This is a genomic window from Halomonas koreensis (genome assembly GCF_031451675.1).
GTDB classification, from domain to species: Bacteria; Pseudomonadota; Gammaproteobacteria; order Pseudomonadales; family Halomonadaceae; genus Halomonas; species Halomonas koreensis.
In genome coordinates this window covers 47,028-62,724 of record NZ_JARWAK010000003.1, presented here as the reverse complement: position 1 = coordinate 62,724, position 15,697 = coordinate 47,028, and the positions used below count along the sequence as shown (strand labels likewise).

At 72.1% G+C, this 15,697-nt stretch carries 18 protein-coding genes; 2 read left to right on the top strand and 16 right to left on the bottom strand.

Annotated elements, in window-relative coordinates; all coding sequences use genetic code 11:
* Window positions 1–106: 106 nt before the first annotated feature.
* The 6 genes from QC818_RS04590 to merT form a co-directional block, all read right to left on the bottom strand.
* Window positions 107–991, bottom strand: coding sequence for a transporter (locus QC818_RS04590; RefSeq protein ID WP_309651673.1), 885 nt, complete (start codon window positions 989–991; stop codon window positions 107–109).
* Between the two features lie 11 nt (window positions 992–1,002).
* Entirely contained in the window at window positions 1,003–1,314 is a 312-nt protein-coding gene (locus tag QC818_RS04585; protein WP_309651672.1) for a heavy-metal-associated domain-containing protein, read from the bottom strand.
* Between the two features lie 17 nt (window positions 1,315–1,331).
* A complete protein-coding gene (merA, locus tag QC818_RS04580) occupies window positions 1,332–2,735 on the bottom strand; it encodes a mercury(II) reductase (protein ID WP_309651671.1) in 1,404 nt (467 codons plus the stop codon).
* A gap of 4 nt (window positions 2,736–2,739) precedes the next feature.
* Complete coding sequence (gene merF / locus QC818_RS04575) at window positions 2,740–2,973, bottom strand: mercury resistance system transport protein MerF (protein ID WP_309651670.1); 234 nt, start codon at window positions 2,971–2,973, stop codon at window positions 2,740–2,742.
* Window positions 2,970–3,248, bottom strand: a complete 279-nt coding sequence (gene merP, locus QC818_RS04570) for a mercury resistance system periplasmic binding protein MerP (protein ID WP_309651669.1) — start codon at window positions 3,246–3,248, stop codon at window positions 2,970–2,972. Before merP ends, merF begins: the two co-directional genes overlap by 4 nt.
* Window positions 3,249–3,400: 152 nt before the next feature.
* The gene (merT, locus tag QC818_RS04565; RefSeq protein WP_309651668.1) at window positions 3,401–3,760 is read right to left on the bottom strand and encodes a mercuric ion transporter MerT; all 360 of its coding nucleotides are present in this window, start codon (window positions 3,758–3,760) and stop codon (window positions 3,401–3,403) included.
* 72 nt (window positions 3,761–3,832) lie between these two features.
* Between merT and merR the strand changes: the two genes are divergently transcribed.
* Window positions 3,833–4,261, top strand: a complete 429-nt coding sequence (gene merR, locus QC818_RS04560; RefSeq protein WP_309651667.1) for an Hg(II)-responsive transcriptional regulator — start codon at window positions 3,833–3,835, stop codon at window positions 4,259–4,261.
* 45 nt (window positions 4,262–4,306) lie between these two features.
* Here the strand turns inward: merR and QC818_RS04555 are convergent, their stop codons facing one another.
* The 10 genes from QC818_RS04555 to tmpA all read right to left on the bottom strand — a co-directional run bounded on the left by QC818_RS04555 (window position 4,307) and on the right by tmpA (window position 14,550).
* Complete coding sequence (locus QC818_RS04555; protein WP_309651666.1) at window positions 4,307–5,749, bottom strand: aldehyde dehydrogenase family protein; 1,443 nt, start codon at window positions 5,747–5,749, stop codon at window positions 4,307–4,309.
* Window positions 5,737–6,489 (bottom strand): ABC transporter permease, encoded by a 753-nt coding sequence (locus QC818_RS04550; protein WP_309651665.1) that lies wholly within the window; start codon window positions 6,487–6,489, stop codon window positions 5,737–5,739. Before QC818_RS04550 ends, QC818_RS04555 begins: the two co-directional genes overlap by 13 nt.
* A gap of 1 nt (window position 6,490) precedes the next feature.
* Window positions 6,491–7,204, bottom strand: a complete 714-nt coding sequence (locus tag QC818_RS04545) for an ABC transporter permease (protein ID WP_309651664.1) — start codon at window positions 7,202–7,204, stop codon at window positions 6,491–6,493.
* A gap of 79 nt (window positions 7,205–7,283) precedes the next feature.
* Window positions 7,284–8,051, bottom strand: coding sequence for a transporter substrate-binding domain-containing protein (locus tag QC818_RS04540; protein ID WP_309651663.1), 768 nt, complete (start codon window positions 8,049–8,051; stop codon window positions 7,284–7,286).
* A gap of 43 nt (window positions 8,052–8,094) precedes the next feature.
* Window positions 8,095–8,898 carry an ABC transporter ATP-binding protein gene (locus tag QC818_RS04535; RefSeq protein WP_309651662.1) on the bottom strand — a complete coding sequence of 268 codons (804 nt, stop codon included), beginning with the start codon at window positions 8,896–8,898 and terminating at the stop codon, window positions 8,095–8,097.
* Between the two features lie 7 nt (window positions 8,899–8,905).
* Entirely contained in the window at window positions 8,906–10,105 is a 1,200-nt protein-coding gene (locus QC818_RS04530; RefSeq protein ID WP_309651661.1) for a pyridoxal phosphate-dependent aminotransferase, read from the bottom strand.
* 70 nt (window positions 10,106–10,175) lie between these two features.
* Window positions 10,176–11,117 carry an ABC transporter substrate-binding protein gene (locus QC818_RS04525; RefSeq protein ID WP_309651660.1) on the bottom strand — a complete coding sequence of 314 codons (942 nt, stop codon included), beginning with the start codon at window positions 11,115–11,117 and terminating at the stop codon, window positions 10,176–10,178.
* 123 nt (window positions 11,118–11,240) lie between these two features.
* Window positions 11,241–12,839, bottom strand: a complete 1,599-nt coding sequence (locus QC818_RS04520; RefSeq protein ID WP_309651659.1) for a 5-guanidino-2-oxopentanoate decarboxylase — start codon at window positions 12,837–12,839, stop codon at window positions 11,241–11,243.
* A complete protein-coding gene (locus QC818_RS04515; protein WP_309651658.1) occupies window positions 12,836–13,423 on the bottom strand; it encodes an HD domain-containing protein in 588 nt (195 codons plus the stop codon). The genes QC818_RS04520 and QC818_RS04515 overlap by 4 nt, the downstream gene beginning before the upstream one ends.
* A complete protein-coding gene (gene tmpA, locus QC818_RS04510; protein ID WP_309651657.1) occupies window positions 13,420–14,550 on the bottom strand; it encodes a 2-trimethylaminoethylphosphonate dioxygenase in 1,131 nt (376 codons plus the stop codon). The genes QC818_RS04515 and tmpA overlap by 4 nt, the downstream gene beginning before the upstream one ends.
* Window positions 14,551–14,686: 136 nt before the next feature.
* Between tmpA and QC818_RS04505 the strand changes: the two genes are divergently transcribed.
* The gene (locus QC818_RS04505) at window positions 14,687–15,694 is read left to right on the top strand and encodes a GlxA family transcriptional regulator (protein WP_309651656.1); all 1,008 of its coding nucleotides are present in this window, start codon (window positions 14,687–14,689) and stop codon (window positions 15,692–15,694) included.
* The last annotated feature ends 3 nt before the right edge of the window (window positions 15,695–15,697 follow it).

The following is a 15,697-nucleotide window of genomic DNA, read 5'->3' as shown; positions in this document are numbered from 1 at the left end:
TATCGATCTATAGAGGCGAATAGCGTGCTATTTAACGAAATAGATCGAATGAAGTGGGCCGAAAGACCGGGATTCACAGTAGATCAGCGTCAAGCTCGGCAGGCTCCTAAAAGTTGAAGCGAAGGCCGGCGCGCAGGATGGCCTCGTCCTCCGGCGCCGCGCCGTCGAGGTCCTGCACGACGGGCAACTGGACGACCCCCTCGATCACCCAGCGCCGGGTGACGTATTGCAGCCCCGGGGCCAGCAGCAGCCGGGTGCCCCCCGAATCGGGGGTCGCCTCCCCCTGGCGCTCATCGGGATCCCGGTGGATCAGGTTCGCCTCCAAGACGCCGTAGAGGAAGCCGGGGACGCCCCCGGACAGCGCCCGGGGCCAGAGTCGGTACTGGGCGGCGCCGTCCAGACGGGCGATGTCGCCGAAGGCGAAGCCGTCGGCCTCGGTATTGGCCTGGTAGGCGAGCTGGGCGTCGAGCTCGAGGTCCAGGGTCTGGTAGGTGACCACCACCCCGGCGAAGGGATCCCAGGAGCCGGAGCCCGGCTGCAGGGGGCGCGGCAGGCGCCCCAGGGCATCGCGGTCGTCGTCCCGGCCCGTGGGCGTCTCGAGGCCCAGGTAGGGAGCGAGGCGCAGGGTCCGGCCGGGAGCGTCGTGGCGATAGAGGGTGTAGCGGGCCCACAGCCGCAGGTCTCCCAGGCCTTCGCTGCCGCGCCGGACGCCGTCGGCCGTGAGGCGCTTGTCCAGGTAGGGCAGGGCGCCGAAGAGGGTCAGGTCGCGGCTGGCGCCGTAGCCGAGTAGGGTGACCGCGCCGCTGACCTCCAGGTCGCGACCGCCGCCGCCGGCCTGGCGATGGAGGAACTGCTGGCGCAGCACGCCATTGCCCTCCGCCACCGGCAGGGCGGTGCCGAAGGTCTGGGCCCCGCCCTGGGCCAGGGCGGGCAGCAGGAGGGCCAGGGACGCCAGCCAGGCCAGCGGGGGAACGGAGTCGCGGGTGCGCATGGCGGGCTTCCTTAGGGGGCCTCGGCGTCGAGCGCCGTGAAGTCGCCCAGGGTGAAGCCGGCCCGGTCTACCGCCATGGCCGCCTGCGGCGCCGCGAGGGTGCGGCCGTCGTCCATGGTGACGATCGCCGCCCCTTCGGCGATATCGATCTGGACATCCGCGACCCCCTCGAGCGCCAGGAGCCGTTTCTCGATGCCGTAGGCGCAGAAGGGGCAGGCCAGGCCGTCGACCTCGAGGCGATAGCGGGGTCCGGCGGCATACGCCGATGCGGCAAGAAGCAAGGTGATGACGACCAGCAGTGGTCGACGCAAGCGTCGGTGCATGTGTCCTCCTCGGAGCGTCACCCTGCACAGCAGGATAGCCGCGAGACGTCCTGGTGGAACGTCTGGGCGCAGAGCTTGAGCCCTTCCACCATGGTCAGGTAGGGGAAGAGCTCGTCGGCGATCTCCTGCACGGTCATGCGCGCCCGCAGGGCCATCACCGCCGTCTGGATCAGCTCCCCGGCCTCGCCGCAGACCGCCTGCACGCCGAGCAGGCGCCCGCCGTCGCGTTCGGCGACCAGCTTGATGAGTCCCCGGTCGTCGAAATTGACCAGGCCGCGGGGCACGGCATCCAGCGTCAGGGTGCGGCTCTCCGGAACCAGGCCCCGCGCCCTGGCCGCGGCTTCCGTCAGGCCGACGGTGGCGACCTGGGGGTCGGTGAAGATCACCTCGGGCACGGCGGACAGGTCCAGCCGGGCCTCCCCGCCGGTCATGTCGATGGCCGCGCGGCTTCCCGCGGCGGCGGCGACGTAGACGAACCGGGGCAGGTCGGTGCAGTCGCCGGCGGCGTAGAGGCCGGGCACGCTGGTGCGCAGCCGGTCGTCCACGACGATGGCGCCGCGGCGCGTCTCCACGCCCGCGGCCGCCAGGTTCAGCCCCTCGGTGTTGGGGGTGCGGCCGGTAGCGACCAGCACCCGGTCGGTCCCCAGGGGCCCGGCGTCGGTCTCGAGCACGAACGCCTCGCCGTCATGGTCGACCCGGCGGGCCTGGGTGTCCCGCCGGATCTCGATGCCCTCGGCCTGGAAGGCGGCCTCGAGGGCCTCGCCTACCGCCGGATCCTCCCGGGAGAGCAGCCGGCTGCGGGCCAGGATGGTCACCCGACTGCCCAGCCGGGCGAAGGCCTGGGCCAGCTCCACCGCCACCACCGAGGCACCGATCACCGCCAGGCGGGGCGGGATCGTGTCGCTGCCCAGGGCGGTGGTGGAGGTCCAGTAGGGCGTGCCGGCGAGCCCCGGCACCGGCGGGATGGCAGGGCGGGCCCCGCTGGCGATCAGGGCCCGGTCGAAGGGGAGGCGCCGCTCGTCGCCGTCGTCCCCGCGCACGCTCAGGGTACGGGCGTCGACGAGGCTCGCCTCGCCGTGCACTACCTCGATGGCCGGGGTGTCGGCGAGGATGCCGGCGTACTTGGCGTGGCGCAGGGCCTCGACCCGGCCCTGCCGCCGGGCGTGCAGGCGAGCGGCATCGATCGCCGGCTCGGCGGGCATCACGGCGTCGTCGAAGGGGCTCGCCCGGCGCAGGCGGGCGATATGGGCGGCGCGGATCAGGATCTTGGAGGGCACGCAGCCGACGTTGACGCAGGTGCCGCCGAGGGTGCCGCGCTCGACCAGGGTGACCCGGGCGCCGCGTTCGGCGGCCTTCAGGGCCGCGGCCATGGCGGCGCCGCCGCTGCCGATGATGGCGATATGCCGCCTCGCTTCCGTCATGGGACTACTCCGGTGGTGGCCGGCGGGCCGCCTGGCGCCGGCGCCACAGGGCATAGAGGGTCAGGGCGATGAAGCCGGCCAGTGCCGGCAGAAGGACCAGATCGAGGTAGCCGGTCAGCGCCGTCAGGCCCACCGCGCCGAGCAGGACGACGAGGACCGGGGTGAAGCAGCACAGCGCCACCACCAGGGTGCCGATCACCCCCAGGCGCAGCAGCTTGTCGGGTCGCTTCCTGGTCATTCCTTCACCGCGGCCGGATAGCCCGCGCCTGCCGAGGCTTGGCGCAGGGCCTCGAGGCCGGTGAGCTCGTCGTCATAGGTCACCACCGCCTCGCGGTCCTCGAAGCTGGTCTCGACCCGGGTCACGCCCTCGACCCGGGAGAGGGCCGTCTTCACCGTGATCGGGCAGGCGGCGCAGGTCATGCCGGGCACGTCGAGCGTCACGGTCTGTTCGGCCGCCCAGGCTGACGGGGTCAGGGTGGCGCCGGCGAGCAGCAGGATGGCGAGTCGTTTCATCGGGGATCACCGCGTCAGTAGGGAAGTGCTGAAGAAATCGGCGAGCGGAGTGAAGCGCAAGGCGCACGGAGCGCAGAAAGCGAGGCATAACATGAAGTTAGGTGAGCTTTACAGCACCACGCAACGCAGCGATTTGCCCGCGCAGCCATTTATTAAGTGCTTCCGTAGAACAGGGGCAGGACATAGGGGAACGCCAGGGCCACCAGCACCAGGGCCGTGACCACCCAGAACAGCCCCCGGTAGGCGCGCCGGACGCACGGCAGGGCGCAGGGGGCGTCGCCCCCGCAGGCCGGCGCCGGGCGATAGAGCCCCCGCCAGGCGAAGAACAGCGCCACCAGCGCCACGCCGATAAAGAGGGGACGGTAGGGCTCCAGGCGGGTCAGGTTGACGATCCAGGCGCCGGAGACGCCCAGGCCGACCAGCACCAGGGGGCCCAGGCAACAGCTGGAGGCGAGGATGGCGGCCAGGCCGCCCGTGGCCAGGGCGCCCCGGCCACGTGTCTTGTCCGGCATGGGGGCTCTCCTATCCGGGAGTTCATCACTGGGTTAAGGTTAAGTCCGTAGTCGAGTACGGAAGCAAGCCTGATGCGAGAACAACGCGAGACCCTGACCATCGGCGGCCTGGCCAGGGCCGCCGGCGTCCATGTCGAGACCATCCGCTACTATCAGAGGCGCGGGTTGCTGACGGCCCCCGAGCGTCCGGCGGGCGGCATTCGCCGTTATGGCCGGGAGGAGGTGGAGCGTCTGGGCTTCGTGAAGTCCGCTCAGCGCCTGGGCTTCAGCCTGGACGAGGTCGCCGAGCTGTTGCGCCTGGACGACGGCCTGCATTGCGACGAGGCCAGTGCCCTGGCCGAGCGCAAGCTCGGGGAGGTGCGGGAGAAGATCGCTGACCTGAGGCGCATCGAGGCTGTCCTGGCGGAGCGGGTGCGGGCCTGCCGGGCCCGGGAGGACGGCCCCGACTGCCCGTTGATTGCCTCCCTGCATGATGGGCCGGAAGGGCTCGGGGAGGCGTGACGGCGGGCGGCTCGCCCGGGACGGACAGCCCCGGGCGATATGCCATCAGGCCGGAAGGGTGACGTAGCGGGTCTCGAGATAGGCCTCGAGGCCCGCGCGGCCCAGCTCGCGGCCGATGCCGCTGGCCTTCATGCCGCCCCAGCCGAGCCCCGGCGGGGCCACCTGGTAAGTGTTGCACCAGACGTTGCCGGCGGTGAGTCGGCTCGCCAGGGCCGCGGCCCGTGCCGGATCGCCGGCGACCACGGTGGCGGCCAGCCCGAAGTCGCTGTCGTTGGCCAGCGCCACGGCCTCGTCGTCGTCCCGGACGCTGCGCGCGCAGAGCACCGGGCCGAAGATCTCCTCCCGCCACAGTCGGCTGTCGGTCGACACGTCCCGATACACCCGGGGGGCGACGAAGTGGCCGTGGTCGGGCAGGAGGACCCGCTCGGCGGTGGTCGGGGCGAGACCCTCGGCCTCGGCCGCCGCCAGGTAGCCCTCGACTCGATCCCGCTGGGCGGCGTTGACCAGCGGGCCCAGGGTGGTGGCGGCGTCCAGCGGATCGCCGGCGACCAGCTCGGCGATGGCCGCGTCCAGTCGGGCATGCAGCTCATCGGCGATGGCCTCGTGGACCAGCAGCCGCGAGGTCGCCGAGCACATCTGGCCGGCGTTGTAGCAGAAGCCGGCCAGCACCAGCTCCGCGGCCAGCTCGAGGTCGGCATCCTCGGTGACCAGGATCGGTGACTTGCCGCCGAGCTCCAGGGAGACGCCGCGGGTGCCCTTGGCCGCCGCCGCCATCACCGCCTCGCCCACCGGGTTGCTGCCGGTGAAGGACAGCTTGTCGATGCCCGGGTGGGCGGTGAGCGGCGCGCCCACACGCTGGCCGTCGCCGTGCACCAGGTTGAGCACCCCGGGCGGCAGCTCGATCGCCAGGGCGATCTCGGCCAGCGCCTGCTCGGGCAACGGGGTGACCTCCGAGGGCTTGAACACCACCGTGCAGCCGGCGGCCAGCGCCGGGGCGAGCTTCCAGGCGCTGCTGACCAGCGGGAAGTTCCAGGGGGTGATCAGCCCGGCCACCCCGGCCGGGTCCTGGTAGCGTCGCGAGACCAGGTCCGCCTCGCCGGTGGCCACCGGCTCGCCCTGGCGCGCGTCCAGCGCCCGAGCCTCGCCGGCATAGTGCCGATAGCAGGCGATGGCATCGGCGAGGTCCTGGGCGGCCTCGGCCCGCGGCTTGCCGTTGTTGCGGCTGGACAAGGCCTCGAGCTCGTCGCGGCGCGCGGCCAGGGCCTCGGCCAGGGCGTCCAGGTAGGCGCCGCGGGCCTCGCCGCCGAGCGCCCGCCAGGCCGGCAGGGCGCGCCGGGCGGCGGCCACCGCGGCGTCCACGTCCTCGGCGGCGCCGGCGGTGACCTCGGCGATCGGTGCGTCGTGATAGGGATCGGTGACCGGCAGGCGGCGCTCGCCCCGGCTGGCGATCCAGCGGTTGTCGATGAACTGATGGGTCAGTGCCTGCATGGGGCGCGCTCCGTGTCGCGAAGGGGTAGCCAGCGGCGGCGGGTCGGCTGCATGCCCGGGAAGTGGCGCTCCACCTGGCGCAGCACCAGGGTCAGCACCACCGTCAGGGCCAGGTAGATGCCGGCGATCAGCATCAGCGGCTCGTAGACCAGGAAGGTCTCGTCGCGAATGATGTTGGCGGCCTGCAGCAGGTCCATCAGGGCGATGGTCGAGACCAGCGGCACCGACTTGAGCAGCAGGATCATCTCGCCGGTCAGGGTCGGCAGGCACAGCTGGATGGCCCGCGGCAGCCACAGCCGGGCGAAGACCTGGAAGGGGCCCATGCCGAAGGCTCGGCCGGCCTCGCGTTCGCCATACGGCACGCTGACCAGGGCGCCGCGGATCACCTCGCCGGAATAGGCGCCGACGCTGAGGATGAAGGTCAGGGCGCCGTAGAAGAAGGGATCGCGCAGCAGCGGCCAGATGAAGCTGTCCTGCACGCCGGGGATGCCTTCCAGCAGCCGGCCGAGCCCGTAGTAGAAGAAGAACAGCTGCACCAGCAGCGGGGTGCCGCGGATCACGGTGCTGAAACCGCCCGCCAGCCAGGCCAGCGGGCGCGGGCCCTTGATGCGGGCCATGGCCACGCCCACGGCGAGCAGCAGGCCGCCCACGGCGGAGACGGCGAGCAGCCAGAGGGTGTTGATGAAGCCTTCGATCAGGTACTCCTGATAGAAGGGATCCTGGAGCCAGGAAAAGTCCATGTCAGGCCTCCTCGCGGATCGGCTGGCCGCGGCGCACGCGTCGCTCCAGGCGCGTGAACAGCGCCGTGGAGGTCAGGGTCATCGCCAGGTAGATGACGCCGGCGGCGGCGTAGAACAGGAAGTGGGCGCGGGTGCTGGCGGCGGCCTGCTGGACGGTGAAGAACAGCTCGCTGAAGCCGATCACGCTGATCAGGGCGGTGTCCTTGATCAGGATCAGCCACAGGTTGGACATGCCGGGCAGGGCGTTGGGCAGCATGGCCGGGATGATGATGCGGTGGAAGCGCGTCCAGGCGGAGAAGCCGAAGGCATCGGCGGCCTCGAGCTGTCCCCGGGGGATGGCCAGGATGGCGGCGCGCAGCACCTCGGTCATGTAGGCGCCCTGGACGAAGGCCAGCACGCCGACGGCGGTGACGAAGCCGTTGATGGCGACCTGGCCCGGCAGGCCCAGGGCGTTGGTCAGGGCGGTGAGCGCCTGGGAGCCGGCATAGTAGAGCAGGATGATCAGCAGCAGCTCGGGCACGGCCCGCACCGCGGTGGAGTAGGCGGTGGCCAGGCCGCGGATCGGCGCCCAGGGGCTGAGTCGCGCGCTGGCGCCGATCAACCCCAGCAGCAGGCCGATGGCATAGGCCAGCAGGGCGATCTCCAGGGTCGTCACCGCTCCCTCGAGCAGGGGACCGGCCCAGTCGAGCAGGCCCTCTTGGGAAACGTTGTTCATGGGAAAGTCGTGTCCTTGATGAGACAGGGCGGGACCGGCGGCCGTCGGGCCGCCGGGCGAGCGTCGTCGAGGACCGGGATCAGGTGCAGATGTCGATGCCGAAGTACTGCTCGGAGAGCGACGAGCAGGTGCCGTCCTCGCGGACCTCGGCGATGGCGGCGTTGAGGTCCGCCTCCAGGGCGTCGTCGTCCTGGCGGATGCCGATGCCGATGCCCTCGCCGAAGGCCTCATGGCGCGGCGCGGTGGCCTTGATCTCGTAGCCCTCGGCCTCGTCGCGCTCGAGGAACTCGGCCATGGCGATCTTGTCGGCCAGGATCACGTCCAGGCGGCCGGCCAGCAGGTCGCGGTTGACCTGTTCGGCCTGGTCGTAGAGGCGGATGTCGGCGCCGCTGTCGCGCAGGGCGCGCCGCGCATAGGTGGCGTTGGTGGTGGCGGCCTGGACGCCGAGCACCTTGCCGCCCAGGTCGTCGGGGCCCATCAGCGCCAGGTCCTCGGCGGCCACGTAGGCGCTTGGGCTGAAGTAGTAGGGATCGGAGAAGTCGATGACCCGTTGGCGAGCCTCGGTGATCGACATGGAGTTCATGATCATGTCGATCCGCCCGGCCTTCAGCGAGGGAATGATGCCGCTCCAGCCGGTGGGGGTGATCTCGCAGTCGGCCTCCATGGCGTCGCAGATGGCCATGCCCAGCTCGACCTCGAAGCCGGTCCACTCGCCCTCGGAGGAGGTGTAGGTGAACGGCGGGTAGGGCTCGGCGGAGATGCCGATCTTCAGCGGCTCGGCGGCCTGGGCGGTGGCGGACAGGCCGAGGGCGGCCGCGGCGGTCAGGGTGATCAGGGGACGGTTCATGCAGTTCTCCTTGCTATTGTCGTGTCGTGCTGGAAAAGGGGAGTCAGGCCGCCGGTGCCACGAAGCGTCGGCAGCGGGGATCCTGGCTCTCCTCGAAGACCTGGCGTGGCGTGCCGGCCTCGCCGACGAAGCCGCGGTCGAGGAACACCACCTGGTCGGAGACCTCCCGGGCGAAGGCCATCTCGTGGGTGACCAGCACCATGGTGCGGCCCTCGGCGGCCAGGTCGCGGATCACGCCGAGCACCTCGCTGACCCGCTCCGGGTCGAGCGCCGAGGTGGGCTCGTCGAACAGCAGCAGGCGCGGCTCCATGGCCAGCGCCCGGGCGATGGCCACGCGCTGCTGCTGGCCCCCGGACAGGTAGGCCGGGTAGCCGTCGCGCTTGTCGGCCAGGCCGACCCGCTCCAGGTAGTGCTCGGCGCGCTCGATGGCCCGGCGGCGGGACAGTCCCTGGACGCGCATCGGCGCCTCGGTGACGTTGCCCAGCACCGTGAAGTGGGGCCAGAGGTTGAACTGCTGGAAGACCATGCTGACCTTGGCGCGCAGCCGCTGCAGCTGGCGCCGGTCCAGGCCGACGATGTCGCCCTGGGGATTGCGGTCGAAGCGGATCGCCTCATCCGCAATCGCCAGGTCGCCCTGGTCGGGGCGTTCCAGCAGGTTGAGGCAGCGCAGCAGCGTGCTCTTGCCCGAGCCGCTGGCGCCGATGATCGAGGTGACGCTGCCCTGGGGAACCTCGAGGGAGACGTCGCGCAGCACCTCGAGATCGCCGTAGCGCTTGACGAGGTGCCGGGCCTCCACCGCCAGGCGGTCGGAGGCGTCGGGGGAGGGGGCTTGGGTCGATGATGTCATAAGCGACTCATTCGATGGTGGAAAGGGAAGCGGTGTCGGCGCCGGCGGCCTCGGCGACGCGGGCCAGGCGGCGGCAGGCGCTGGACAGGCGTGCCTCCTCGACGGTCAGGCTCAGGCGCACGAAGCCCGCGGCGGAGGGGCCGAAGGCCTCGCCGGAGAGCACCGAGACGCCCTGCTCGTCGAGCAGGCGGTCGGCGAAGGCCTGGGACGACAGCCCGGTGGCGCGCACGTCGATCATCAGGAACATGCCGGCCGCGGGGGTGACGACCTTCACCGCCGGGCAGTCGGCCAGGGCGTCGACCACTGCGTCGCGGCGCGCCCGGTAGGTCTCGCGCATGGCGCCGAGCTCGGGCAGGTGCTGGCGCAGGGCGTCGCGGGCGGCGTCCTGGATGAAGTCCGGGCAGCCGTAGAGCATGCACAGCGCCAGGTTGCTCAGGTGGCCGATCAGCGCCTCGGGGCCGAGCACCCAGCCCAGCCGCCAGCCGGTCATGGCGTGGGACTTGGAGAGGCTGTCGATGACCACGGTGCGATCGGCCATGTCGGGCAGGCCGGCGGCGCAGACGTGCTCGCCCTCGAAGATCAGCTCGGCGTAGACCTCGTCGGAGATCAGCCACAGGTCGTGGCGACGGCACAGCGCGGCGATCGCCGCCCAGGCCTCGGCGTCGATCAGCTGGCCGGTGGGGTTGTGGGGGCTGTTGAGCATGATCGCCCGGGTGCGCGGGGTGATCGCCGCCTCCAGGTCGGCCGGATCCAGGCGGAAGCCGGCGTCGCCGCGCAGCGGAATCTGCACCATGCGGGCGCCGGTGGACTGCAGCACCGCCTCGTAGGTGACGTAGCTCGGCTCGGGGACGATCACCTCGTCGCCCGGGTCGAGCAGGCACTGGGCGGCGGCGTAGAGGCCGCACTGGGCGCCGGCCATGACGATCAGCCGCTCCGGCGTGACGTCCAGGCCGCGGGCCCGATAGCGCTCGACGATGGCCTGGCGCAGGGCGAGCTTGCCCTGGACGTCGGGATAGTGGGTGGCGCCGCCGCGCAGGCTGGCCACCGCGCCCTCGACGATCGGCGCCGGGGTGTCGAAGTCCGGGTCGCCCACGGACAGCACGGTGATGTCCTCGCCGGCGGCCTGGCGGGCCAGGGCCCGGTTGTGGATGTCCCAGGCCGCGGCGCCCTCGCCGGCGATCCGTTCGGTCAGTCGGGAAAATCGCATCTCGCTCTCGCTCTTGTCAGGGGGTGTCGGGGCGTCGCCGCCGCGGCGGAGGGCCTCATGGGGCCTCCGCTCACAGGCTGGCCTCTACCGCGGCCAGGGCGTCCCCGCCGTCCTTGGTGGTCACGCCCTCGAGGAAGTCGGCCACCCGCTCGGGATGCCCGGCAAGCCAGTCGTGGGCCACGGCCTCGAGGTCGCGCTCCTCCAGGCTGTAGTCGCGGATGAACTCGCTCTGTTCGTCGGCGGAGAACACGAACTGGTCGAGCAGGCGGATCAGGTTGGGATTGGCCTCGGCATAGCCGCCGGCGACGATGGTCCTGACGTCGCTGCGGCCGTTGTCGGGGCCGTAGACGCCGGCCGGGTCGTCGAGGATGCGCACGTCATACTCCGGCACCATCCAGTGCGGCGTCCAGCCGTAGAAGGCGATCCAGCGCCCCTCCTCGACGGCGGCCTCGACCTCGGCGAGCATCCCCGGCGTGGAGGAGGGCATGGCCTCCCAGTCGCCCAGCCCGTAGGTATCGGCCTCGATGGCGCCGGCCAGCATGTCGGTGACCGTGGAGCCGCTCTCGATGCTGTAGATCGCGTGGCCGAAGCGTTCGGCGACCTCGGGGTCGGCGAACTGCTCGGCGCTGGTGATGCCGGCCTCGACCACGTAGCCGGGCACCGCGAAGCCCATGCGGGCGCCGGTGACGTTGTTGCCCAGGTCGACGATGGCGTCGGCGTCCATGGCCGCGTCGTAGCTCTCCTGCTGGGCGGGCAGCCAGCCGGCCAGGAAGGCATCGCTGTCGCCGTTCTGCAGGGTGCTGTAGCCCACCGTGGAGCTGAGCTCCTGGGTGTCGGCGGCGTAGCCCAGCGGCGCGACGAGCCGGGACAGGATCTCGCTCTTCACGGTCACCCCGGGCCAGGGCGGGACCACCAGGCGCAGGGCGTCGTCGCGATCGCCCCCGGCGGCCAGGGCGGGGCCGGCCAGGGCCAGGCCGGCGATCAGGTTCAGGGTCGTATGGTGCGTCTTCATGTACAGACGTCTCCTTATCGGAGCCGGCCGGGGCCGGCTCGTGCAGGTGTGGGGAAGCGTTTCCGATGCCGGGGCTTCCTGCCCGGCGCACCTCTCCTCCTTCGGTGGCAACGGGGGGGGCGATCAGCGAAGCGACGCGGCCCAGGCGCCGGCATCGACCTCGATGATCAGCGGGCTGTCCGCATCACGGAGCCGGCCCAGGGCGGCGTGCAGGCTCGCCGGGTCGGTCGCGCCGACATGACGGCAGGCGTAGGCCTCGGCCAGGGCGCGGAAGTCCGGCGCGGCCAGGTCGACGCCCAGGTGCGGCACCTCGCTCATCGACATGTAGCGGCGGATCTCGTCGTAGCCCTGGTTGTTCCAGATCACCAGCGCCACCGGCCGGCCCAGGTCCCGGGCGGTGCCGAGCTCGCCGAGCACGAACTGCAGCCCGCCGTCGCCGACCAGGGCGACCACCGGCTGGTCCGGCCGGGCCAGGGCGGCGCCCAGGGCGGCGGGCAGCCCGTAGCCCAGGGTGCCGAAGCCGGTGGCGGCATTGAACCAGCGCCGCGGGGCCGGCATCGCGGCCAGGAAGTTGCCGGCGTAGACCGGGCCGGTGGAGTCGCCCACCACGATGGCCTCGGGCAGTGCCTCGCGCAGGGTGGCGTAGAGCGGCACATAGGGGGCGAGCTCCGGATCGGCGGCCAGCCCCAGCGCCTCGCGGACGGCGGCGGCGCGCCCGGCGCCGTCCCGCGCGGCCGATGCCGGCAGGCGCTCGAGCAGCCCGCCCATCGCCTGGCCGGCCTCGGCGAGGATGGCCAGGTCAGCGGCCTGGTTGCGGCCTAGCTGCTGGGGGTCGATGTCGACCCGGATCAGCCGGCCGTCGAGCCGGAAGCCCTCGTCGAACACCAGGTCGTAGTCGGTCTCGCCGAGCTCGGTGCCCAGCGCCAGCACCACGTCGGCATCGGCGGCCAGCCGGCGGGCGGCGGGCAGGCTCATGGTGGCGCCCAGGTCCAGCGGATGGTCGAGGCCCAGCACGCCCTTGGCGTTGATGGTGGTGAAGGCCGGGGCGTCGAGGCGCTCGACCAGGGTCCGGGCCGCCTCCGGGGCGGCGGCGGTGCCGCCGCCGAGCAGCACCAGCGGGCGCTCGGCCGCGGCCAGCCAGTCGCCGGCCAGGGCCAGGGCGTCGGGCGCCGGGGCCGGGGGGAAGACGCGTGCCGGGGCGAGGCTCGCCGCGGGGGCCTCCGCGGCCATCACGTCCAGCGGGATCTCGATATGCACCGGGCCCGGACGGGCGGAGGCGAACACCGCGAAGGCGCGGGCCAGCACCTCGGGCAGCGCGGCCGGATCGTGCAGGGTATGGCTGAACAGGCTGACCCCGGACAGCGTCTCGCCCTGGTGGGGCATCTCGTGCAGCCGGCCCTGGCCGCGGCCCAGGGTGGCGCGCTGGTTGACGCTGGAGATCACCAGCATCGGCACCGAGTCGGCCAGCGCCTGGCCCATGGCGGTGGCGATGTTGGTCATGCCGGGCCCGGAGATGATGAAGCAGGCCGCCGGCTTGCCGCTGGCCCGGGCGTAGCCGTCGGCCATGAAGCCGGCGCCCTGCTCGTGGCGCGGCGTGACGTGGGTCAGGCGGCTCTCGCCCAGGGCGCGGTAGAGCTCGATGGTGTGCACCCCGGGGATGCCGAAGGCGGTGTCGACGCCGTGGGCCTCGAGCAGCTCGATCAGTCGCTGGGCACAGGTCATGGGGTATCGGTCTCCTCGAGGATCGCCGGCAGGCCGCCGAAGGGAGCGCGTCCCAGGACGCGCTCGACCATCGGCACGAAGTGCGCGAGCGGCAGGGTGTCGTAGTCGGGGTCGAAGCTGGCCTGGTCCCAGTCGTCGCAGAAGCGCACCGTGCGCTCATAGGCCGGATGGTCGCGGAACCGCTCCCGGGCGTGGGGGTCCAGGCCGAAGTGATGGCGGTAATGATACCCCTGGAAGAGCTCGTGATGGCGAATCATCCAGGCATTCAGCGGGTCGACGAAGGGCTCGAGGATGCCCGCGGCGATCTCGGCGTGGTTGGCCGGGGCCAGGTCGTCGCCGATGTCGTGCAGCAGGGCACAGACCACCATCTCCTCGTCGGCGCCATCGCGCAGCGCCCGGGTGGCGGTCTGCAGGCTGTGGGTGTAGCGATCCACGGGATAGCCGTGGGTGTCGCCGGCCAGGCGATCCAGGTGCTCGAGCACCCGGCGCGGGGCGTCGGCCACGTAGTCGCGGAAGCGGTCGTCGATCAGCGCCCACTCGTCGCGCCGGGCCTCGCCGAAGTGGCGGAAGCGTGCCTGATTCATGCGACCTCCTCGGTCTCGGCCAGCCGCTGGCGCAGCACCAGGCGACGGCTGGCGGTGCTGTCGCGATCCACGTAGCCCTGGCGCAGGTGGCGCACGCCGCCGGCCAGCTCGTAGGCGCGCCGGCCGTGCAGCAGGCGATAGTTGTCCATGATCAGCATCTGGCCCGGGTCCAGCTTGAGGTGCACGGTGAGCTCGTCGGAGGTGATCAGCGCATAGAAGGCCCGGCGGGCGGCATAGTAGCGGGCGAGCTCCTCGGCGGGCAGGGCCTCCACCCGCTCGGTGCGGTTGGAGTAGCGCACCCGGCTCACCCGGCCCTGGCCGTCGAGCTCGATCAGCGGGCCCTCGCTCTCCAGCCAGGTGGTCTCGTCGCGGTAGCGAAAGCCCGGCGAGACCCGGGTCAGGCAGTCGAAGGCCGCGGGGTCGCGCTCGGCGAGCAGCTGGGCGGCGCGATAGCCGTCCACCAGGGTGTTGTCGCCGCCGTCGGCGGCGTTGGTCAGGCAGTGCAGCCAGATATAGCCGGGGATGGGGTCGCGATAGGGGTTGTCGGTGTGCGGCTCCAGGCCGCGCTGGGTCATGGTCAGGTCATAGGCGTCGGCCACCGACTTGACGTCGGCGATGCCGCCCCAGTTGGTGCGCCGCAGCGGCCCGATGCGGTCGATCAACGCCTGCATGCCGTCCTCGTCGGCGGGCACGCCGGAGACCAGCACGAAGCCGACGCGATGCAGGTCCTCGAGCATCGCCAGCAGGGCGGCATCGTCGTCCCGGGCGGCGGCGAAGTCGGCGCGGGGCGGCTCGGCCAGGCTGGCGTCCCACAGGGTGCGCCCAGGCGCCACGGTGCCCCGGGAGCGCCGCTCGGCGCGCAGGCCGGCCAGCGGGAAGCGCGTGGCATGGCCGTCGCTGAAGCGCAGGGCCAGGGCATCGCCGTCCAGCTCGGCGGCGTCCAGGGCGAGGTCGAGGGGCAGCTCGGCGGCCTCGATCAGGCGCTGGCCGGTGCGCGGGTCCAGGGTCTCGGCGTCGGGGGCGCGCTCGCGCAGCCACAGGGCCGCGAACTCGCGGGTCTGATCGTCCAGGTCGAGGGTCAGGCGCTGTCCGTCGGGGGACAGCCGAGGCTTGCCGCTTGCGGTCATGGCGATGAATCTCCGGGTAATGCAGGGGCGTTATGCGGTCGTGGTCAGCGGCGCCGATGACGTGACCGGCTTTACCCTAACGTCACCCTGCCGGGGATATTTGCATAAATTCGCCATAAGGTTGATCATTCTGGTCATGATGCATGATGCCCCCCAGGCCTGGCCCTATCCGCGGCCGGACTCGCCGCCGCTGCTGTCCCCCGACCAGGCCGAGCACACCCTGGACGTCTGGCTGGTGCCCAAGTTCTCCATGCTGACCCTGTTCTGCATGCTGGAGCCGCTGCGGGTGGCCAATCGCTTCGGTCGCGATCTGTTCGCCTGGCGGCTGCGCTCGGCGGACGGCGAGGGGGTGGTGGCCAGCAACGGGGTGCGCATCGAGGTGGACGGCCCGCTCGCCACGGTGCCCGACGACGCCAGCCTGATGGTGGTGTCCTCCTACGAGGCGGAGGCCGAGGTGACGGCCCAGGACCGGGCGGTGCTGCGCCGCGTGGCGGCCCACGGCGGCTGGCTCGGGGGGCTGGACACCGCGCCCTTCATCCTGGCCCGGGCCGGGGTGCTGGAAGGCTATCGGGTGGCCCTGCACTGGGAGAGCGTGCCGGCCTTTCGCCGCGAGTTTCCCCACCTGCGGGTCAGCCACGAGCGCTTCGAGTCGGCCATCGATCGCCAGACCGGGGCCGGGGGCACCACCGGCATCGACATGATGCTGGAGCGCATCGAGCGCGACTATGGCCCGGCCCTGGCCGACGCGGTGGGCCGTCAGCTGGTGCACGATCGCCACCAGGCCGCCGACGGGGAGGCGCGCCAGGCCCGCTACGCGCGGCTGCCGCGCAGCGTGCTGCGCAGCCTGGCGGTGATGGAGGCCAACCTGGCCCAGGCGGTTCCGATCCCCGAGATCTGCCGGCTGGTGGGCCAGTCCCAGCGCCAGCTGACGCGGCTGTTCACCGCCCACTTCGGCGAGACCCCCAAGCAGTGCTATCTGGGCATGCGCCTGGATCGCGCCCAGCGGCTGCTCGCCGGCAGCCACTGCCGGGTCACCGAGGCCGCCCTGGCCAGCGGCTTCCAGCATCCGGCGCACTTCTCCCGGGCCTACCGGGCGCGGTTCGGCGAGAGCCCGCGGGAGACCGCGGCCCGGGGGCCGGGCTGAGGG